The sequence below is a fragment of the Xanthomonas sp. NCPPB 3005 genome, assembly GCF_041228095.2.
Lineage (GTDB): Bacteria > Pseudomonadota > Gammaproteobacteria > Xanthomonadales > Xanthomonadaceae > Xanthomonas_A > Xanthomonas_A bonasiae.
Genome location: NZ_CP166096.2, coordinates 1,991,744 through 2,011,749, shown reverse-complemented (window position 1 = coordinate 2,011,749; position 20,006 = coordinate 1,991,744). Strand labels below are relative to the sequence as shown.

At 70.2% G+C, this 20,006-nt stretch carries 19 protein-coding genes; 8 read left to right on the top strand and 11 right to left on the bottom strand.

Features of this window, described 5'->3' with window-relative positions; all coding sequences use genetic code 11:
- The first annotated feature begins 74 nt into the window (after positions 1 to 74).
- Both AB8810_RS08605 and AB8810_RS08600 read left to right on the top strand, forming a co-directional pair.
- The gene (locus AB8810_RS08605) at positions 75 to 1,844 is read left to right on the top strand and encodes an XVIPCD domain-containing protein (protein ID WP_369916277.1); all 1,770 of its coding nucleotides are present in this window, start codon (positions 75 to 77) and stop codon (positions 1,842 to 1,844) included.
- An 85-nt stretch (positions 1,845 to 1,929) separates the two neighbouring features.
- The gene (locus tag AB8810_RS08600; protein ID WP_191825623.1) at positions 1,930 to 2,844 is read left to right on the top strand and encodes a peptidylprolyl isomerase; all 915 of its coding nucleotides are present in this window, start codon (positions 1,930 to 1,932) and stop codon (positions 2,842 to 2,844) included.
- 45 nt (positions 2,845 to 2,889) lie between these two features.
- Here the strand turns inward: AB8810_RS08600 and AB8810_RS08595 are convergent, their stop codons facing one another.
- Together AB8810_RS08595 and AB8810_RS08590 are read right to left on the bottom strand one after the other, a co-directional pair.
- On the bottom strand, positions 2,890 to 3,405 hold the full coding sequence (locus tag AB8810_RS08595) for a DinB family protein (RefSeq protein WP_369916276.1): 516 nt from the start codon (positions 3,403 to 3,405) through the stop codon (positions 2,890 to 2,892).
- Positions 3,406 to 3,416: 11 nt separating this feature from the next.
- Entirely contained in the window at positions 3,417 to 4,325 is a 909-nt protein-coding gene (locus AB8810_RS08590; protein WP_369916275.1) for a DMT family transporter, read from the bottom strand.
- Between the two features lie 243 nt (positions 4,326 to 4,568).
- Between AB8810_RS08590 and AB8810_RS08585 the strand changes: the two genes are divergently transcribed.
- From AB8810_RS08585 to AB8810_RS08570, 4 genes are all read left to right on the top strand, one after another.
- The gene (locus tag AB8810_RS08585; RefSeq protein ID WP_179565916.1) at positions 4,569 to 5,510 is read left to right on the top strand and encodes a LysR substrate-binding domain-containing protein; all 942 of its coding nucleotides are present in this window, start codon (positions 4,569 to 4,571) and stop codon (positions 5,508 to 5,510) included.
- Positions 5,511 to 5,699: 189 nt separating this feature from the next.
- Positions 5,700 to 6,014: a metalloregulator ArsR/SmtB family transcription factor gene (locus tag AB8810_RS08580; RefSeq protein WP_206259558.1), complete on the top strand. Its 315-nt coding sequence runs from the start codon at positions 5,700 to 5,702 to the stop codon at positions 6,012 to 6,014.
- Between the two features lie 32 nt (positions 6,015 to 6,046).
- Complete coding sequence (locus AB8810_RS08575; RefSeq protein WP_369916274.1) at positions 6,047 to 7,498, top strand: DUF2867 domain-containing protein; 1,452 nt, start codon at positions 6,047 to 6,049, stop codon at positions 7,496 to 7,498.
- Positions 7,499 to 7,564: 66 nt separating this feature from the next.
- The gene (locus AB8810_RS08570) at positions 7,565 to 7,858 is read left to right on the top strand and encodes a hypothetical protein (RefSeq protein ID WP_179565921.1); all 294 of its coding nucleotides are present in this window, start codon (positions 7,565 to 7,567) and stop codon (positions 7,856 to 7,858) included.
- A gap of 126 nt (positions 7,859 to 7,984) precedes the next feature.
- Here AB8810_RS08570 and AB8810_RS08565 read toward each other — a convergent pair whose 3' ends face one another.
- Together AB8810_RS08565 and AB8810_RS08560 are read right to left on the bottom strand one after the other, a co-directional pair.
- Complete coding sequence (locus AB8810_RS08565) at positions 7,985 to 8,743, bottom strand: DUF4349 domain-containing protein (RefSeq protein WP_179565923.1); 759 nt, start codon at positions 8,741 to 8,743, stop codon at positions 7,985 to 7,987.
- Between the two features lie 161 nt (positions 8,744 to 8,904).
- Positions 8,905 to 9,261 (bottom strand): GFA family protein, encoded by a 357-nt coding sequence (locus AB8810_RS08560; RefSeq protein WP_179565925.1) that lies wholly within the window; start codon positions 9,259 to 9,261, stop codon positions 8,905 to 8,907.
- Between the two features lie 103 nt (positions 9,262 to 9,364).
- Between AB8810_RS08560 and AB8810_RS08555 the strand changes: the two genes are divergently transcribed.
- Positions 9,365 to 11,182: a DUF885 domain-containing protein gene (locus AB8810_RS08555; protein ID WP_369916273.1), complete on the top strand. Its 1,818-nt coding sequence runs from the start codon at positions 9,365 to 9,367 to the stop codon at positions 11,180 to 11,182.
- Between the two features lie 346 nt (positions 11,183 to 11,528).
- Here AB8810_RS08555 and AB8810_RS08550 read toward each other — a convergent pair whose 3' ends face one another.
- Together AB8810_RS08550 and AB8810_RS08545 are read right to left on the bottom strand one after the other, a co-directional pair.
- Positions 11,529 to 13,358, bottom strand: a complete 1,830-nt coding sequence (locus AB8810_RS08550) for an ABC transporter ATP-binding protein (RefSeq protein WP_206229995.1) — start codon at positions 13,356 to 13,358, stop codon at positions 11,529 to 11,531.
- A gap of 100 nt (positions 13,359 to 13,458) precedes the next feature.
- Entirely contained in the window at positions 13,459 to 14,421 is a 963-nt protein-coding gene (locus AB8810_RS08545) for a helix-turn-helix domain-containing protein (protein ID WP_179565931.1), read from the bottom strand.
- 91 nt (positions 14,422 to 14,512) lie between these two features.
- Between AB8810_RS08545 and AB8810_RS08540 the strand changes: the two genes are divergently transcribed.
- Positions 14,513 to 14,929: a rhodanese-like domain-containing protein gene (locus tag AB8810_RS08540; RefSeq protein ID WP_179565933.1), complete on the top strand. Its 417-nt coding sequence runs from the start codon at positions 14,513 to 14,515 to the stop codon at positions 14,927 to 14,929.
- Between the two features lie 613 nt (positions 14,930 to 15,542).
- Here the strand turns inward: AB8810_RS08540 and AB8810_RS08535 are convergent.
- The 5 genes from AB8810_RS08535 to AB8810_RS08515 form a co-directional block, all read right to left on the bottom strand.
- The gene (locus AB8810_RS08535) at positions 15,543 to 15,953 is read right to left on the bottom strand and encodes a VOC family protein (protein ID WP_206259551.1); all 411 of its coding nucleotides are present in this window, start codon (positions 15,951 to 15,953) and stop codon (positions 15,543 to 15,545) included.
- Positions 15,950 to 17,557, bottom strand: coding sequence for a serine hydrolase (locus AB8810_RS08530; RefSeq protein WP_206229991.1), 1,608 nt, complete (start codon positions 17,555 to 17,557; stop codon positions 15,950 to 15,952). The genes AB8810_RS08535 and AB8810_RS08530 overlap by 4 nt, the downstream gene beginning before the upstream one ends.
- Before the next feature lie 256 nt (positions 17,558 to 17,813).
- Complete coding sequence (locus AB8810_RS08525) at positions 17,814 to 19,067, bottom strand: RNA polymerase sigma factor (protein ID WP_369916270.1); 1,254 nt, start codon at positions 19,065 to 19,067, stop codon at positions 17,814 to 17,816.
- 55 nt (positions 19,068 to 19,122) lie between these two features.
- Positions 19,123 to 19,530, bottom strand: a complete 408-nt coding sequence (locus tag AB8810_RS08520) for a VOC family protein (protein WP_369916268.1) — start codon at positions 19,528 to 19,530, stop codon at positions 19,123 to 19,125.
- A gap of 42 nt (positions 19,531 to 19,572) precedes the next feature.
- Entirely contained in the window at positions 19,573 to 19,995 is a 423-nt protein-coding gene (locus tag AB8810_RS08515) for a VOC family protein (protein WP_206229989.1), read from the bottom strand.
- Between the last annotated feature and the right edge of the window lie 11 nt (positions 19,996 to 20,006).

Below are 20,006 nucleotides of genomic sequence, written 5' to 3'. Positions count from 1 at the left end.
CTGACGCACCGGCAACATCGGCCTGGCTATCCTGCGCGCCGCTCGCGCCGGCAGGCGCCATCCAGGAGGAATGCATGAGTTCGACGACGCCCGCCGACGACGCGAAGGCCAACGATCCCACCTTCGCCAGCGCTGGCAGCAGCCGCAGCGCCGGTCCGTTGAAATGGAATCCGGCCGACGGCAGCGCCAGCGTGGAGCACACGCAGTCCCATGCGCTGGGACGCAGCGGGCCGCTCGCGCACCAGTTCGTCTCCACCCAGAGCGTAGGCGCCAGCCGGCGCACCGCCGACGGCAAGACCGAATTCGGCCTGGAGATGGAATTCCGCCAGGGCCACCAGCTCGACGCCGCCATCACCGGCCGCAACGCCGCGAGCCTCAGCAGCACGACCCAGCTCGGCGAGCGCGCGCGCTACAACGTCACCCTGCCCGGCGACGCCACCGCCGGGGCCGCGCGCAGCGTCAATCCATTCGATCCACTGAGCATCCCGGTCGGCGGCAGCGTCAGGCTCGACGGCCAGGCCTTCGTTCGCACCTCGCTGGAAGCCTCGTTCCGCAGTTTCGCCAGCAGCAGCGAACACACCGACGCGGCAGGCGTGAGCTACACCGCGCAGCGCCTGGACCCGGACCACGTGCGCGTGGCGACAGGACCGACCGCGGCGATCGAACGCTTGGACATGATCGGGCTGAAGACGCCCGTCGCGCAGGCCATGCTGGGCCGCCAGGACGCGCTGGGCCAGGCCAGCATGCACACCGCGACCTTCGACCTGCGCGACCCGCAGGCGCAGGCCGCCTACCGCGATTTCCTCGGCAGCGGCCAGCTGCCGGCGCAGGCGGCACCCGGGGTCAGCGACGTGCAGCGGATCGACACCCTGAGCGCGAGCTCGCAGACCCGCGCCAAACTCGGGGTGGGGTCGCTGAGCCTGGACCTGGCCGGGCAGCGCAACAGCGGCGAGAACGTACGCGCCACCCTCGCCGACGGCAGCAGCACCGTCACCAGCAAGCTGCAGTACGCCGACAACGTGCTGCTCACCCTGACCCGCCAGTTCGATGCCGCCGGCAGCGAACACGTCGAGGCGTGCCGCTACCAGCTCGGCTTCGGCAAGGTCGACGGCAACCAGGCGCAACTGCTCAATGCCGCGCTGGCCAGGAAGGACACCGCGGCCGATGCCATCGCCGCCGGCCAGGAGGTGACCCTGAACTTCTCCGAGGCGCAGATGGGCGCGCTGCGCCAGCAGTACGCGCAGGCCGCGCAGGCGCGCCCGTTCGATCGCGAGCAGGCCGGCGCCTACGCCCGCATGAGCAACGAGGAATTCGCGATCGGGCTGGCGCGCAATCTCGGCAATTCCCCGTACGGCCTGAGCGAACGCCTGTTCCGCGTCGCCGCCGATGCCGACGGCGCGCTGAGCGGCGCGCTGACCCGCATCGACGCCGGCGTCGACAATGTCGATCCGAAGGTCGCGGCCGCAGCGCGGGCGACGCCCGCGAGCACGCCGGCCGATCCCCGCGATCCGGCGCATCCGGACCACGCGATGCAGCGCATGATCGACGCCCGGTTGACGCCGGCCGATCCGCAACTGGCCACGCACCTGCTGCTGGCGGCCAAGCGCGAAGGCCTGACCCAGGTCGACCATGTGCTGCGCAACGACGCCGGCCGCGTGTTCGCCGTGCAGGGCGACCCGATGGGGGGCGACAAGCGCACCGCCTACGTGGACGCGCAGGTCGCCGCAGCCGCGCCGCTGCAGGACAGCCTGCGCCAGCTCGATGCATTGAATGCGGCTGCGCAGCCCGCGCTGACCGCCCCGCAGGAGACGCAGGACGCCCCGCAACGCGCACCGGCGCGCTGAGCGCACCGGCCGGCAACGCAACGGCGGCATTGGCGCAGCGACGGTGGCTGGGTAAGAATCGGCTACCGTCCTCCAGGCTGCCGCCATGCCCTTGCGTCCCACCCTGCTCGCCCTCGCATTGCTGTCGTCCGCCGCCTGCGCACTGGCCGCCGCGCCTGCCGCACCGTACCGCAGTCCGCAGCAGATCCTGGACGCGTCCAAGCCCGGCGACTGGCGCACGCTGGACCCGGCCAACACGCTGTATCTGGACCTGGACGCCGGCCGCGTGGTCATCGAGCTGGCGCCGGCGTTCGCGCCGCAGCACGTCGGCAATATCCGCACCCTGGCCCACGAGCACTTCTGGGACGGCCTGAGCATCTACCGCTCGCAGGACAATTTCGTGGTGCAGTTCGGCGATCCCGATGGCGAGGAGGCGGACAAGGCCAAGTCGCTGGGGTCGGCCAAGCGGCACCTGCCTGCCGAGTTCCAGCGCCCGGCCGCGGGCCTGGCGTTCCAGGCGCTGCCGGACCGCGACGGCTGGGCGCCGCAAGTGGGCTTCGTCGACGGCTTTCCGGCCGCGCGCGACCCGAAGGACGGCAAGGCGTGGCTGGCGCACTGCTACGGCACCCTCGGCGCCGGCCGCAACAACGACGAGGACAGCAGCATCGGCGCCGAGCTGTACGTGGTCACCGGGCAATCGCCGCGGCAGCTGGACCGCAACATCACCGTGGTCGGGCGCGTGGTCAAGGGCATGGAACTGCTCAGCGTGATCCCGCGCGGACCGGACCCGATGGGGTTTTACGCCAAGCCCGAACAGCGCACCCCGATCCGCGCGATCAAGCTCGCCAGCGACCTGCCCGAGGCAGAACGTACGCCGCTGCAGCTGCTGCGCACCGACACGCAGACCTTCCGCGACGTGGCCGAAGCGCGACGCAACCGCCGGGACGATTTCTACAAGCGCCCGGCCGGGCACATCGACCTGTGCAACGTGCCGCTGCCGGTGCGTACGCCGCCGCAGTAGTCCGCGCTCACCAGCGGGCTGCACTGCATTGGCCTGCGCCGGCGCTCAGGCCGCTGGCGCCGCGCCGCGGCGCTCGGGTTCGCGTGCGTGCAGGAAGCGGGTGAACAGCTCGCGCGGCTGCTCCAGCCCGCAGTCGCTGAGCAGCATGGCGATGTTGCCGCGGTGATAGGCGCCGTGCGCGAGGACGTGGAACAGCATTTCCTCGCGGGTCATGCGGCCGGCATCGCCGTCGGTGAAGCGGAATGCGTGCGACTGTTGCAATGCGGTCGCATCGAGCTGGCCGACGTAGCCGGCATACCACCGGTCGGATTCGGCGACGGCCGCGTGCAATGCCTCCAGCGCCGGCGTCTCCGGCGTGTTGCTGGCCGTGAACGCATGCGTGCCGCCGTCCAGGTGGGCGGCGAAGATCCGGTCCACGACGTAGGTGTGGTTCAACAGCCGGATCGCGCGCTGCCGTGGCGCCGGATACGCGGCCGCGTCGATCTGCGCCAGCGCCTGCAGCAACTCGGCGTTGGCCCAGGCCTTGTAGGCGAATTGCGATGCGAGCAGGGAAGCGGTCATCGGCAGGTCCCTCAACGCGCGCGCTGGCTGAAGGCGACGCTGCCCAGGATCAGCACGCCGGCCAGCAGCATGCTCCAGGTCAACGGCTCGCCGAGGATCGACCAGGACAGCAGCGCGCCGAACACCGGGACCAGGTAGGTCACCGTCGACGCGCGCGCAGGGCCGATGCGCTGGATCAGCCGGTAGTACATCAGGAAGGCGAGCCCGGTGCAGACCACGCCCAGCGCGCCGGCGCAGGCCCAGGCCACCGCCGGCACCGGCGCGGCCGGCCAATGCGTCCATGCCAGCGGCGCCAGCAGCACTGCGCTGCAGCCAAGGGTCGAGGCGGCCGACGCCGCCGGCGGCAGGTCGCTCATGTAGCGCTTCACCAGGCTGTAGCCGATGCCGTACAGCAGCGAGGCGGTGGCGCCGGCGAACGCCGCCGGCCCCACGCTCAGCCCGGCCGACTTGCCGGTGGCCAGGACCACGATGCCGACGAAGCCGATCAGCAGCGCCACCGCGCGGCGCACGCCGATCTTCTCGCCGAAGAACAGGAACGCGATCAGCGCGGTGAACAGCACGGTCATCGCGTTGCAGATCGCGCCGATCGCCGCCGGCGCATGCTGCGCGCCCCACGCGAACAGCAGGAACGGCAACGCGGAGTTGAGCAACCCGATCGCCGCCAGCGTCGGCCAGCGCCGCAGCGGAAAGCGCGCACGCGCCATCCACAGGAACGGCAGCAGCACCGTCGCCCCCAGCGCCAGGCGCAGTTCCACCAGCGCATAGGCGCCGAACTGCGGCGCCGCCACGCGCATGAACAGGAACGAGCAGCCCCAGACGATGCCCAGGAACAGCAGCTCCAGGGGCGTGCGCCAGTCGCGCACCGCGGGTGCCGGAAGGACGTCGGCTGGATCGCCGGACGCGGGATGGGCTGCATTCACCGTGTTGTCTCCTCGATTCATCTTGTGTCCGCTGCCGTCGATCGTGCCGTCGCCGCGGACGCGGCTGCCACCTGCCACCGGGCAACAGGCAAAGCGCGCGAACAGCGGCGGAAGCGGGGCCGCGCGCCAACGCGGCCCGTACCGGCCCCGCATCTTGCGCATGGCTGCCAGGATCGCGCGCCGTCGCAACGCCCACAAGCGCGTAGTATCGTCGCGAGCCACAAATCTGCCGCGTGTCTAGCCATGCAACTGCGCCCTGCCCTGCTGCCCGCGCTCGGCGTGTTCGCCGCCGCGGCGCGCCACCAGAATTTCGCCCATGCCGCGGAGGAACTGCACCTCACCGCCAGCGCGGTCAGCCACCACGTGCGCAAGCTGGAAGCGCTGCTCGGCGCGACGCTGTTCCAGCGCCATGCGCGCGGGGTCAAGCTGACCGCCGAGGGCCGGCAGCTGGCCGATGCGGCCAGCGCGGCGCTGGCCGACATCGCGGCGGTGGCCGGCAACCTGCACCCGCAGGCCGATACCGCGCCGCTGCGCATCACCACGCTGCGCTCGCTGTCCTACTGCTGGCTGCTGCCGCGGCTGCCGCGCTTCTGCCAGGCGCATCCGCACGTGCGCCTGGACATCCAGACCGACGCGGCGTTCTCGCGCTTCGAGGACGGCGGCCCCGAGCTGGGCATCCGCTACGGCCAGGGCGCGTGGCCGGGGCTGACCTCGCACCACCTGATGGACGACGAACTGTTCCCGGTCGCCTCGCCGGCACTGCCGCAGCTGGCCACGCTGCGCCATCCCGAGCAGATCGCGCAGCTGCCGCTGCTCAGCGACATGTCGCCGCAGGGCTGGCGCGACTGGTTCCGCGCCGCCGCGGTGCGCGGCGTGGAACTGCCGCCGATGCACACCTTCAACGACAGCACCGACGCGATGCGCGCGGCGGTGTACGGCGTCGGCGCGGTGCTGGCGCGCAAGCACATCGCCCAGCCTTACCTGCAGCGCTACGAACTGGTGCGCCTGCCCGGCCCGGCGCTGAAGGCGCGCTATTCCTACTACATCGTGCATCCCGGCCACCGCCTGCCCAGCCCGGCGGCCAGCCAGTTCATCGACTGGCTCAAGCGCGAGGCGCTGGACGAACGCACGCCGATGCCGGCGCTGCCGGCGGAACTGCTGGGGCTGCCGCCGAGGGCGGGCTAGGCGTTCGCCTGGTTGCGCGCTTTTGTAGGAGCGGCTTCAGCCGCGACAGACGTTGTCGGTAACGCGTGTCGCGGCTGAAGCCGCTCCTACAAGATCCGATCGCCTGAATCAGAGATACGCCGCAGGACGCTTGACACACGGCCATCGATGCGTCATTAATTAGCTAATTCGTTAATTATCTAATCCCTGATGTCCATCGACCGCGTCTTCGAAGCCCTCGCCTCCCGCCCGCGCCGCGAGATCCTGGCCTACCTGTCGGCGCAGGAACTCACTGCCGGGCAGATCGGGCAGCGTTTCGCGATGAGCGCGCCGGCGATCTCGCGGCACCTGTCGGTGCTGGAAGCGGCCGGGCTGGTGTCGAGCGAGCGCCGCGGCCAGTTCGTGGTGTACCGGCTGACCCCCGACAACCTGGTCAATACGCTCAGCGGCTTCGCCTTCGAGGTCTGCCCCGCCGCCGGCCCGCTCAAGCGCGAAGCGCGCAAGCTGGCGAAGAAGAACGCCTGATCCGTCCCGCCCCGGCCAAAAGGAACCCGCCGATGTCCACCGCCCCGCTCCGCGAAACCGCTGCCGCCCAGGCAGGTTTTCCCTCCGTGCGCCTGGCCTCGTACAGCGGCGGGCTGCCGGTGGAAGTGACCCTGATCGCGCAGCTCGGCGCCGGCGCCGGCGATCCGTTGATCGCCCAGGCCTGCGTGCGCCAGCGCGCGCACCCGAGCTTCCACGATGCGCTGGACGAACCGTCGGCACGGCTGGCCGACACCGATTTCGCCAATGGCGAATCGACTGCGCTGTTCTCCTTCGCGGTTGGCGCCAACGGGCATCCCTTCCATCGCCACGCCGGGCACCGCATGTTCACCGCGATCACCGGCAGCGGCGGCGCGCAGCTGCGCTTCTGCACCGCATCGATGGCGCAGCTCGAACAGGACCCGCAGCATTTCCTGGCCGCGTTGCGCCACGTCGACCTGCCGGCCGACTGCCTGTTCACCGTGCGCTTCGGCGGCGGCACCTGGCACCAGTTCGCGCCGCTGCGCGCGAACGCGGCGCATCCGGCGTTCTTCGCGCTGTCCTGCCACAGCGACGAGGCCGGCGGCGATCTGAGCCCGCAGGTGCGCGAACGGGTCATGGCCGGCACCGCCGACATCGCCACGCTGACCGAATTGCTGCCGGAGGCGGTACGCGCACTGCTGGCGTCGCCGCAGGCGCAGGCGATGCAGGTGCCGACCGTGCGCCTGTCGCTGTCCGCCTCGCCCGGCAGCCGGCGCCTGGCCTGGTGCGCGGACCTGCGCGCGCGCAGCGGGCGCCTGCGCCAGGCGCTGGGCAGGTGGCGGCATCCGCCCGGCTTCGTCGCGCTGGCGCCGCGCCTGGCGGCCGTGCGCTCGCTGCCGCAGCCGGTGCCCGGCTCGCTGCTGTGGGACGAACTGCAGGCGCACGACCACCAGGACAGCGTGCGCCTGCGCCTGCAGCCGCATCAGCTGCGCCAGCGCGGCGCGCACGCGCTGATGGTGGCGCTGCTGGAAGGCTTCATGCAGCGTCGGCCGCTCGGCGTGACCTGGCTGATGCGGATCCGCAATGCGCTGGTCGCGCCGCTGCGGCTGCGCACCTCGCCGCTCGGGTGCCCGGTGTCCTCGCTGCTGTCGCCGCAGCGCGAACGCCTGTTCGCCGGCCGCTTCCCGGTGCTGGGCCAGGCGCACGCCGCGCACGACCGGCGCGCGCAGGTGCTGCTCGGCGCCGACGACCGGCACCTGGTGTTCCGCAGCTGCGTGGGCGTGGACGTCGCCGAGGACGGCAGCGTGGAACTGAGCCTGGACACGCGCGTGGCCTGCCGCAACTGGTTCGGCCGCCTGTACATGGCCTTGATCGCGCGCGGCCATCGCCACTACATCGCCCCGGCGATGCTGCGCGCCGCGGCCGAGGCGCTGCTGGCGCCGGTGTTCGACGAGACCACGGTGGACCAGGCCGCGCTCGGCAGCGCCGCGTCGCAACCGCACTGAGCCGTCATCACTTCGTCTTAGCCGGCGCCTGCCTAGCCTTGCCTTCCCCTACCCAGAGGAACACGCATGCCCCTGCTCCGTATCCGCATCACCGGCAGCGAAGACGACGCCCGCGCCATCATCAACCTGCTCGGCAGCCTGGAAGGCATCGAGCACGTCGAGGAAATCGACGATCTGATGAGCCATATGGACGACGACGATTCCAGCTCGGCCGGACTGCCCGACGACCAGGGTCCAGGCACCCACGAGGTCGAGATCGAGGCCGGCAACCTCGCCACCGCGCAGAAGGTGCGCGAAGCGGTGGAGGCGCTGGCCTTCGACCTGGAGGTGATCGTGGAGTTCGAGCAGGACGAAGGCTAGCGCCTTCTTTCTCCTCGACTGACGAAGCACTGTAGGAGCGGCTTCAGCCGCGACAGGCTCTACCGGTAACGCCCGTCGCGGCTGAAGCCGCTCCTACACAAGTGGTACCTGGCGAGCGCCAGCTTTCTAAACGCGCCTGCGTCGCCGACGCAGCCAGGCGACCAGCCACCACAGCACCACCCCGAGCAGCACGAACGGGGTCAGCGCCGCGATCGTACGGATCGCCCAGGCGGTGGCGGAGGCGAAGATCGCGCCCGTGTCGGCGAAGGCTTCGCCGATCTCGCTGCGGCTGCGTTCGCCGTCGAGCGCGGCGAACTGCAGGGTCAACCGCTGCGTCTCGATACGCCGGCGCTGCTGCGCCGCCTCCTGGCTGGCGGCCAGCAATTGCGTATCGAGTTCGGCCAGCTTCGCCGACAGGCTGATCATGTCGGCGACGCTGAGGTCGCGGCGCTGCTGGAATTCCTGCAGGCGGCGCTGTTCGGCCTGCAGGCGCTGCTGCAACGCGGCGTTGTCCTGCACCGCCTGCGCCAGGTCCTCGGCATGGGTGCTGCGGCTGCCGATCTCGCCGCCATTGCCGGCCTGCGCGATCAGCGGCTCCACCCCGGCGGGCACGATGCGCACGCTCAGTGCGGCCCGCGGATAATCACCGCCGCTTTGCTGCAGCGACAGCACGTTGCAGGCGCCGAAGCGCCCGCTCAGGCAGCTGTCCTGGGCCTGCTTGAGCCGCGTCTCGATCTGCGCCGCCGGCAGTTGCACGTTCACCTCGTGCTCGTAGGCCAGCATCGCCGCGCGTCCGTCCGCGGTCGGTGCCGCGGCCGGCCCGGCAGCGGGCGCCTCGGCCGCGCTTTCGGCGCTGTGCTTGGAGCAGGCGGCGAGCGCCAGCATCAGCACCAAGGGCGCACAGACGATGCGGATGGTGCTTCTTGCAGGAACGACTCCGGGTGGCCTCAGGCCATCAGTGGCAATAGGCCTTCCCGGTGCAGCCCGTCGCGACTGAACTCGCTCCCCCACCATGGCAGGTAGCCACCAGTACCGCGAGCGCGCCGTCACAGGCTCGCTCCGTCCACCGCGTGCACCTGCAGCGCGCGCAGGTCCAGTTCGGGCAGGCAGCGCACGTTGACCGCCACCGTCGCCTCGCCGGTCTTGGGATGGGTGCCTTCGCTGAACGGGGCGATGCCGCAGTCCGGGCAATGGTGATGGTCGATGTGCTGGCGATGGAACCGATACGTGCCCAAGGCCTGCGGCGCGCTGCGCAGCGACAGCGCCGCGCGTGCGCCGAACCACAGCAGCCCGCCGCGGCGGCGGCACATGGAGCAGTTGCAGTCGTAGACCTCGGCGATCGGCGCCTCGGTTTCCAGTTCGAATGCGATGCGGCCGCAATGGCAACTGCCCGTGTAGTTCATCCCTGCGCTCCCGTCCAAGAAGAGGCGCCAGAATAGTCCACGACAGGTGCGCGCGCCGCCGCGGCCGCCTATGCTTGGGAATCGACCCACCACAGGAAACCCGATGCGCAAGCACCTGCTCGCTGCCGCCCTGCTCGCCGCCCTCGCCGGCTGCCAGAAACCCGCCGACGCGCCGACCGCGGCGTCCGCCGCCACGCCCGGCGCGGCCGCCGATGCGGCCGACCCGGCCGCCGACGCCGCCTTCGCCGCGCTGTCCAAGCGTGCCGTGGACACCTGGATGCAGCTGTCCCCGGTCGGCGCCACCCAGACCGGCGATCACCGCTACGACAGCGAGCTGGACGATCTCAGCGCCGCCGGCCGGCAGAAGAGCCTGGGGGCGAGCAAGCAACTGCTGGCGGACCTGGACAAGCTGCAGGTGACCAAGCTCTCGCGCGAGAACCAGGTGGATGCGGCGATCCTGCGCAACCAGTTGCAGTCGGACATCTGGAGCAGCGAAGTGTCGCAGAGCTGGGCCTGGGATCCGCAGGTCTACAACGGCCTGGCCGGCGGCGCGATCTACGGCTTGATGGCGCGCGAATTCGCGCCGCTGCCGGAGCGGCTGAAGTCCGCCACCGCGCGCATGGAGAAGATCCCGGCGCTGTTCGCGCAGGCGCGCGCGAACTTGGACCCGGCGCGGGTGCCGCAGATCAACGCGCAGACCGTGGCCAAGCAGAACCAGGGCATCCTCAGCATCGTCGATACGTTCATCGCTCCGCACGTGAAGGAACTGCCGGATGCCGACGCGCAGCGCCTGCAGGCGGCGATCGACGGGCTGAAGAAAGCGGTGGCCGAACAGCAGACCTGGCTGGACAAGACCCTGGTGCCCAACGCCAAGGGCGATTTCCGCATCGGCGCGGAGAAATACGACCAGAAGCTGAAATTCGCGCTCAACTCCTCGCTGTCGCGCGCCGAGATCAAGCAGCGCGCCGAGGCCGAGCTCAAGCGCGTGCGCGAGGAGATGTACGGCATCGCCCGCACCGTGCTCAAGGACCGCCCGAACGCGCCGGCGCTGGCCGATGCGCCGAGCGACGCGCAGCAGCAGGCCGCGATCGAGGCGGCGCTGGAGCTGGCCTACGCGCAGCACCCGGCGCGCGACAAGGTGGTCGAGGACGCCAAGGCGTCGCTGGCCTCCTCCACCGAATTCGTCCGCAGCAAGAACCTGCTGACCCTGCCCGACGCGCCGGTGGACATCATCCTGATGCCCGAGTTCCAGCGTGGCGTGGCGGTGGCGTACTGCGACTCGCCCGGCCCGCTGGACAAGAACCTGAAGACCTTCTACGCGGTGTCGCCGATTCCCGACGACTGGAGCGCGCAGCAGGCCGAATCGTTCCTGCGCGAATACAACGGCCGCATGATCCACCTGCTGAGCATCCACGAAGGCGTGCCCGGCCATTACGTCGAAGGCTGGCACTCGGCCAAGTTCCCCTCGACCCTGCGCGGCGTGCTGCGCTCCGGCACCTTCGCCGAGGGCTGGGCCGTGTACACCGAACGGATGATGCAGGAGCAGGGCTACCTGGACAACGATCCGCTGTTCCATCTGGTGCAGCTGAAGTTCTACCTGCGCACCCTCGCCAACGCGCTGCTCGACCAGGGCGTGCACGTGGACAACTGGAGCAAGGAACAGGCCATGCGGCTGATGGTGCACGACACCTTCCAGCAGCAGAGCGAAGCCGAAGGCAAGTGGGTGCGCGCGCAGCTCACCTCCGCGCAGCTGCCGACCTACTTCGTCGGCGTGCAGGAACACCTGGACCTGCGCAAGGCGATGCAGGCCAAGCTCGGCGACAAGTTCGACCTGAAGGCCTACCACGACCAGGTGCTGTCCTACGGCGCGCCGCCGGTGCGCTTCGTGCGCGAGCTGATGCTGGACGAGCCGATCCAGTGAGAAGCCGGGATTCGGGATTAGGGAGTGGGGATTCGTAAAAGCGGTTCCTCGCGCCCGATGACCTCACGCGATCCAACTGGAGAACAGCCCCCCTTGAGTCAAGGGGGGCGCGCCGATAGGCGCGGGGGATCTGGAAGGTGATGAGCCGGGGCCCGCGGTTTGCGCAGCAAACTGTGGGGGCGTTAGCGCGAATGCGCTGACGCCGCTCAGGCGCGGGGGATCTGGAAGGTGATGAGCTGGGGCCCACGGTTTGCGCCGCAAACTGTGGGGGCGTTAGCGCGAATGCGATAACGCGGCTCAGCAGCAAACTGTGGGGGCGACAGCGCGAATGCGCTGACGCCGCGCGCTAGCGCGCTCCGACGAATCCGCCGGTCTGCCGCGCCCACAGCCGTGCGTACAGGCCGCCGCGCGCGACCAGTTCGGCATGGGTGCCGGTTTCGACGATCGCGCCCTGGTCCATGACCACCAGCCGGTCCATGCGCGCGATGGTCGAGAGCCGGTGCGCGATCGCGATCACCGTCTTGCCCGCCATCAGTTCGTCCAGGCTGTCCTGGATCGCCGCCTCCACTTCCGAATCCAGCGCCGAGGTGGCCTCGTCCAGCACCAGGATCGGCGCGTCCTTCAGCAGCACCCGGGCGATGGCGATGCGCTGGCGCTGGCCGCCGGACAGCTTGACCCCGCGTTCGCCGACATGCGCGTCGTAGCCGCTGCGGCCTTCGCCGTCGCGCAGCGCGTCGATGAAGCCGTCGGCGCGCGCCTTGCGCACCGCTGCCAGCAGTTGCGCCTCGCTGGCGTCGGGGCGGCCGTACAGCAGGTTGTCGCGGATCGAGCGGTGCAGCAGCGAGGTGTCCTGGGTGACCAGGCCGATCTGCCCGCGCAGGCTTTCCTGGGTCACCGTGGCGATGTCCTGGCCGTCGATCAGGATGCGTCCGCTCTCCAGGTCGTACAGCCGCAGCAGCACGTTGACCAGGGTCGATTTGCCGGCGCCGGACGGCCCGACCAGGCCGATCTTCTCACCCGGGCGCACCTGCAGGTCGAGTCCGGCGATGACCCCGCCGCGCTTGCCGTAGTGGAAATGGATGTGCTCGAAGCGCACCTCGCCGCGGCTGACCTGCAGCGCCTGCGCATCGGCGCGGTCCTGCACCTGGATCGGCTGGGCCACGCTCTCCATGCCGTCCTGCACGGTGCCGATGTCCTCGAAGATGCCGTTGACCACCCACATGATCCAGCCGGACATGTTGTGGATGCGGATCACCAGCCCTGTGGCCAGGGTGATCGCGCCGACGCTGATCCGGCCCTGGCTCCACAGCCACAGCGCCAGCGCGCAGGTGCCGACGATCAGGAAGCCGTTCAGCGCCGCGATCGAGAAATCCATGGCAGTGGTCATTCGGGTCTGCCCGCGGTGCTTGACCGCCAGTTCCTGGATCGACTCGCGCACGTAGGCCTCTTCGCGCCTGGCATGCGCGAACAGCTTCAGCGTGGCGATGTTGGTGTAGCCGTCGACGATGCGGCCCATCGCCTTGGAGCGCGCCTCCGAGGCGATCCACGCGCGCTGCTGCATGCGCGGCACGAAGTACGCCATCAGCGCCACGTACGCGACCAGCCAGCCGATCAGCGGCAGCATCAGCCGCGCGTCGGCCTGCGCGAACAGGTACAGCGCGGTGCCGGTGTATACCAGGATGTACCACAGCGCATCGACCATCTGCACCGCCGATTCGCGCAGCGAGGTGCCGGTCTGCATGACCCGGTTGGCGATGCGCCCGGCGAAATCGTTCTGGAAGAAATTCAGGCTCTGCCGCACCACGTAGTTGTGCATCAGCCAGCGCGTGCGGTTGCTCAGCCCGGGCATGATCGCCTGGTTGACCAGCAGGTTGTGCAGCCCGGTCAGCAGCGGCCGCGCGACCAGGGTGATGGCGGCCATCCACAGCAGTTCGTCGCGGTGGCGCGCAAAGAAGTCCGGCCCCGGCGCCTCGGCGACCAGATCGACGATGCGGGCGAGGAAATCGAACATCGCCACTTCGACCAGCGCCAGCAGCAGCCCGGCCACCAGCGTGGCGGCGAACACCGGCCATACCGGGCGCAGGTAGAACGCGTAGAAGCGCCACACTCCGCGCGGCGGCGTGCGCGGATCGATCTCGGGGAATACGGGAATCAGCGACTCGAACCAGCGGAACATTGCGGACCATCCTCTTGCAAGACGCGCAGCGTAGCCGATGCCGGTGTCCTCGCCATGTGCGCTTGCGCCGGGTGGCGCGGCCTGCGCACGCGTTCAAGCCTCAGGCGAACTGCCCGAAGCCGCTGCGGTACACCGAAGGCGCCACGCCCACATGGCGCCGGAACGCGGCCCGGAACGCCTCCAGCGTCTCGAAACCGCAGGCCGCGGCCACCCGCTCCAGATCCAGCCGTCCGTCCTCCAGCAAGGCTTTCGCCGCGCGCACCCGCTCCTGCTGCAGCCAATGCGCGGGGGTGGTGCCGATCGCGGCCTTGAAGCGGCGGTAGAAGTTGCGTTCGCTCATCGCCGCCGCCCGGGCCAGGTCCGCGGCGCCGATGCCGGCGTGCAACTGCTGCCGCGCCCAGTCGAACACGCCGTCGAACGGATGGCTGCGCGGCGCGGCGACCGGGCTGGCGACGAACTGGCGTTGCCCGCCCTCGCGGTGCGGCAGCATCACCAGCCGCTGCGCCACGCGGTTGGCCACGGCGGTGCCGAAGTCGCTGCGGATCAGATGCAGGCCGGCATCGATGCCCGCGGCGCTGCCGGCCGAGGTCACGATGCGGCCGTCTTCCACGTACAGCGCATCGCAGACCAGCGTGCTGGCCGGAAAGCGGTCCTGGAATTGCTGCGCGTAACGCCAATGCGTGGTCGCCCTGCGCCCGTCGAGCAACCCGCAATGGCCGAGCAGGAACGCGCCCGAGCAGATCGACAGCAGCCGCGCGCCACGGGCATGCGCCGCGCACAGCGCCGCCTTCAAGGCGGCGCCGGGCAACACCGCCGGCCCGCTCCAGCCCGGCACCACGATCGTATGCGCCTTGCGCAACAGTTCCAGACCGCCGTCGGCGGCGACCCGCAGCCCGCCGATGCCGCTGTGCACCTTGCGCGCGGTCATCGCCACGCCGAAGCGGTACCAGGGCAGGTCCAGTTCCGGCCGCTGCAGGCCGAACAGCTCGGCGGCGATGCCGAACTCGAACAGGCACAGGTTCGGATAGGCCAGCGCGACCACGTAGGGCGGCGTTTTCGTCATGGCAGAAAATGACCGATGTTCGTCAATCCTGCCAGTGTAGCCGCGGTGGCGCCGGCGGCACACTGTCCGCTCCCACCGCGAGGACACGCCCATGCCGAACCCCGTGCTGCAGACACCTGCCGCCTCCAGCGCCGACGCGCTGCGCCATTTCGCCGCCAAGCGCTCGCTGGAGACCGACTGCTGGGACGTGCACGCCGCGATGTCCGGCGCCGACGCCGGCTTCGTCCTGCTCGACGTCCGTTCCCCTGCGCTGTACGCACAGGGCCACCTGCCAGGGGCGCGCAACCTGCCGCACGCCAAGATCGTGCAGGGCAAGCTGTCCGCCTATCCGGCCGACACCCTGTTCGTGGTGTATTGCGCCGGCCCGCACTGCAACGGTGCCGACAAGGCGGCCGTGCGCCTGGCCGCGCTGCAACGGCCGGTGAAGCTGATGATCGGCGGCGTCACCGGCTGGCTGGACGAGGGTTTCGCGCTGGTGCGCGGCGATACCGGTACCGACGCGGCATGATTGATCGCGGTCACCTGGCGCTGCACGAGTAACTGTGAGAACGGTGCTGCCGCTATATGGTTTCTTGCGGGAAGGACTTCCGTCCCGATTGCTGCCGGAGCCGCAGGCCCTCTGGCTTCGATGTCGCAGCTGAAGCCGCTCCTACAAAAAGCTGTGCGTGTCGGAGGCTATCCGCACGTCCGGCCAGGCTTCTTGTGGGAGGGACTTCCGTCCCGACTGCTGCCGGGGCCGCAGGCCTTCCGGCTTCGATGTCGCGGATGAAGCCGCTCCTACAAAAAGCTGTGCGTGTCGGAGGCTATCCGCACGTCCGGCCAGGCTTCTTGTGGGAGCGACTTCCGTCCCGACTGCTGCCGGAGCCGCAGGCCTTCCGGTTTCGAAGTCGCGGCTGAAGCCGCTCCTACAAAAAAGCGGTGCGCGTCGAAGGCTATCCGCACGCCGACCTGCTTCTTGTGGGAGGGACTTCAGTCCCGACTGCTGACGGAGCCGGAGGTCTTCCGGTTTCCAGGTCGCGGCTGGAGCCGCTCCTACAGCTGGCCTGGCGATCGGCACTTGTTTCCTGCGCCGCGCACCTGCGCCGGGACGGCGGCCCGCGGCATCGCCGCAGCCACCGTGCTCATTCCGCGCCATGGCAGCACACGCACAGCTTGTTGCCGTCCAGGTCGCGGAAGTACGCGCCGTAATAGTGCGGGTGGTAGTGCGCGCGCAGTGCGGGCGCGCCTTCGCAGCGTCCGCCCTGTGACAACGCCAGCGCATGGCAACGATCCACCAGCGCCCGGTTCGCCGCCTGCAATGCGAGCATCTGGCCGTTGCCCGGGGTCGCCGGCTGGCCGTCGAAGGCACGGCCGATCAGCAGCAGCGGCCGCGGCGCGTCCGCCGCGGTCCAGCCGGCCCAGCCGCGCGCGTCGTCGCGGAATTTCAGCTGCAGCCCCAGTGCCTGCAACAACGGCGCATAGAACGCGAACGCGGCCGGGAAGTCGTTCACCCCGAGATGCGCGTGCGAGAGCATCGCCACGGCCTCGTTCACGACGCGGCGGCCACCGGGGTCAACAACAGGTCCTGGAAATCAAAGCTGAAATCGGTCAGCGGCGAGATCGCTTCCATGCGCACCTCGCGCACCTTGCCGTCGGGGGTCAGCGCGAAATTGACGAAGGCATCGGCATTGAGCGAACGGTCGCGCCAGCGCACGATGAAGGTGTCGTGCTGCCAGTGCTCCAGCGTGCCGACCAGTTGCGCGGTCTTGCTGAAACGCAGTTCCAGCTGCTTGCCGCGCTGCACGATCGCCACCTCGCCGTACCACGGATCGCGATAGGTCCCTGCATAGCCGGCCAGCGGCAGCGACGGCTTGGAGGTGGCATCGCGCGCGGCCTGGTGCTTGTGCCAGTCCTCGTCGGCCTTCGCGTCGGCCTTGGCCACCGCGGCGGCATAGGCGGCGGTCCAGTCGGTCGCCGGCGCGCCCAGGTAGGCATCGAGCACCTGCAGGGTCAGCGCGTTGAACGCCGCGCCCACTTCCTGGTTGGTCAGCACGATCACGCCCAGCTTCTGCTCCGGCAGCAGGGTCAGCCGCGACACCATGCCCGGCCAGCCGCCGGTGTGCCAGACCAGCTTGTGCCCACGGTAGTCGCTCAGGCTCCAGCCCTCGCCGTAGCCGGCGAAGTTGGGCTTGGCCGGCAGCAGTTGCGGCACGCTCGGTTCGGCGATGGCGATCGGGGTGATCACCTGCCACATCTCCTGCTGCCGCTGCGCGCTGAACAGGCGCCGCTCCTGGCCATCGGCCGACGGCAGGCGCCCGCCGTCGAGCTGCACCTGCATCCACTTGGCCATGTCGTGCACACTGGCGTAGATGCCGCCGGCGCCGGAATTGTTCGACCAGGTCAGCGGCGGCACCGGGCGCAGGTCGCGGAAATCGAACTTGGCATGGCCCACCGCCGCGCGGTCGCCCGGCTGCAGATGGTCGCTGTTGATGCGCGCGCCGCTCATGCCCACCGGCACGAAGATGCGCTGGCGCACGAATTCTGCGTAGGACTGCCCGGAAACCTGCTCGATCACCTTCTGCGCCACTGCGTAGAGGATGTTGTCGTAGGCATAGCGGTCGCGGAAGCCGCCCTTCAGCGGCACCTGCGCCAGGCGCCGCACCACCTCCTCGTTGCTGTAGCTGGTCGCCGGCCAGAACAGCAGGTCGCCGGCGCCCAGGCTCAGTCCGCTGCGGTGGCTGAGCAGGTCGCGCACGCGCATCTCGCGGGTCACGTAGGGATCGGCCATCTGGAACCACGGCAGATGCTCGATCACCCGGTCGTCGAGCGCGAGCTTGCCCTCGTCGGCCAGGATCGACAGCGACGCGGCGGTGAACGCCTTGGTGTTGGAGGCGATCGCGAACAGGGTCTGCGCGTCCACCGGCTCAGGCTTGCCGAGTTCGCGCACGCCGTAGCCGCGCTCCAGCACCACCTGCCCGTCCTTGACGATGGCGATGGCGATGCCGGGCACGTCGAACTGCTTGCGCACGCGCTCGACCCGCGTATCCAGGTCCTGCAGCGCAGGCGGCAATGCGGCGTCCACCTGAGCGGGCGCCTGCGCCTGCGCGGTGGCGGTCATCGCCAACAACAGGCCGCAGCCCATCGACATCGTCTTCAAATCCGTCGCTCCTCGCAGAAAAAACCGAAAAAGAACCAAGCCGGCGCAGTACCGCGGCTTACGTCCGCGGCGCGGCGCAGGCTGCCTCGCCAACCACCATGCCAGCGGTCAAACCGCAGGGCGATCCGGCGGTGAGGCAAGGCGGCGCGCATGCCCGACATCGTCCGCAGCGCAGCGATGCCGCATGCGCCGCCCCACCCCACGCCAGCGCAGCACGGAGTGTAGGACAGCCGGCGGCATGCGCGGCAGTGCCGCGCTACAGCGCCGCCGCCCGCGCCAGCAGCGCCTGGCGCTCGCGCATGTTGGCGGTGAGCGCGGCGGCCTGCGCGAAGGCCGCGCGCGCCTCCTCGGTGCGGCCCAGGCGCTGCAGCACATCGCCGCAGGCCGCTGCCAGCGGCGCGTAGTCGCGCAGCCGCGGATCCTCGCGCAAGGGCTGCAGCAAGGCCCAGGCCGCAGCCGCGCCTTCGGCACGCGCCACCGCCACCGCGCGGTTGAGCTCCACCACCGGCGAGGGATGCCGTTGCGCCAGCCGCGCGTACAGCGCCGCCAGCCGCGTCCAGTCGGTGTCCTCGGCGCGGCGCGCGCAGGCATGGCATTCGGCGATGGCCGCCTGCAGCACGTAGGCGTCGTCGTCGCCGCCCAGCGCCTGCGCGCGCCGCAGCGCGTCCTGGCCGCGCGCGATCTGCAGCCAGTCCCAGCGCGCCCGGTCCTGCTCCGGCAACAGCACCGGGCTGCCGTCGGCGCGCACCCGCGCGGCGCTGCGCGAGGCCTGCAGTTCCATCAGCGCCAGCAGCCCATGCACCTGCGGCCACGCCGGCAACCGATGCGCCAGCACCCGGCCCAGCCGCAGCGCCTCCTCGCACAGCGCCGGACGCATCCAGTCGTCGCCGGCACTGGCCGCATAGCCTTCGTTGAACACCAGGTAGACCACTTCCAGCACCGAGGCCAGGCGCTGTCGCAGCGCCGCCTGCCGCGGCACCTCGAACGGCACCCGCCTCTGCGCCAGGGTGCGCTTGGCGCGGACGATGCGCTGCGCGATGGTCGGCTCCGGCAACAGGAACGCGCGCGCGATCTCCTCGGTGGTCAGACCGCCGAGCAGGCGCAGGGTCAGCGCCACCCGCGCGTCGGCCGGCAGCAGCGGATGGCAGGCCACGAACATCAGCCGCAGCAGGTCGTCGCCGATGTCGTCCTGCAGCGCGTCGCTGTCGTCCGGCGCGGGCAGCGCCTGCGGCTGCAGCGCCTCGCCCCACTGCGCGTGCTGGCCGGCGATGCGCTGGTGCTGGCGCAGCACGTCGATGGCGCGATTGCGCGCGGTGGTCATCAGCCACGCTCCGGGGTTGTCGGGAATGCCCTGCGCGGGCCAGCGCTCCAGCGCGGCCAGCCAGGTGTCCTGGACCAGTTCCTCGGCGCGGCCGACGTCGCCGCCGAGCAGCCGGGACAGGCGCGCGATCAGGCCCGGCGCCTCCATGCGCCAGACCGTCTCCAGGCGTTGCGCGAACGCGGTCTCCATGCGCGGAATCAGAGCACCGGATGCGCCGCGGCACAAGCCGCGGCGGCCGTCGCGCTCAGCCCGGCGCGCCGCTCATGTGCGCGATCTCCCACAGGTGGCCATCGGGATCCTCGAAGCCGCGCTGGTACATGAAACCGTATTCGCGCGGCGGCTGCGGCTCGCGCGCGCCGGCGGCCAGCGCTTTTCCCAGCAACGCATCGACCGCGGCGCGGCTGGGTGCCGACAACGCGGTGATGACCTCGGTGCGCACACGCGCATCGCTGATCGGCTTGCTGGTGAAGCCGGCGAAGAACGGCTCGGTCAGCAGCATCACGAAGATGCTGTCGCTGACGATCATGCAGGCCGCATTCTGGTCGGTGAAGGTCGGATTGAAGGCGTAGCCCAACGCCGCGAAGAAGGCCTTGGAGGCCTCCAGATCGCGGACCGGGAGGTTGACGAAGATCATCTGCGGCGCATCGGACATGGCGGCGTTTCTCGATCGAGGGCATACAGGAATGCGTGGGAATCACGGCTGTTTCATGCAGTTGACCATCCACGGCTTGCCGTAGCGATCGACCAGCATGCCCCAGCGCTGCGCCCAGAACGTCTCGGCGAGCGGCATGCCGACCTGGCCGCCGGCGCCCAGCGCGGCGAACACCCGTTCGGCCTCCTCCACCGAATCCACCTCCACGTTGATGGTGGTGGTGCCGGCGCCCTGCGCGGCGTGGCTGTCGGCCGCCATCAGCACCGCGCCGCCGGCTTCGAGCTGACTGTGCGCGACCTGGTCCAGCGTGTCCGGGGGCATCTCGCCGCAGCCGTCCATGTTGTCGCTGGGCGGCATGTCGCGATAGGTCATTTCAGACACGACGCTGCCGCCCAGGGCCTGCGCGTAGAACGCCATCGCCTCGTGGGTGCAGCCGTCGAAGCTCAGGAACGGAATCAGTTTCATCGGGGTCTCTC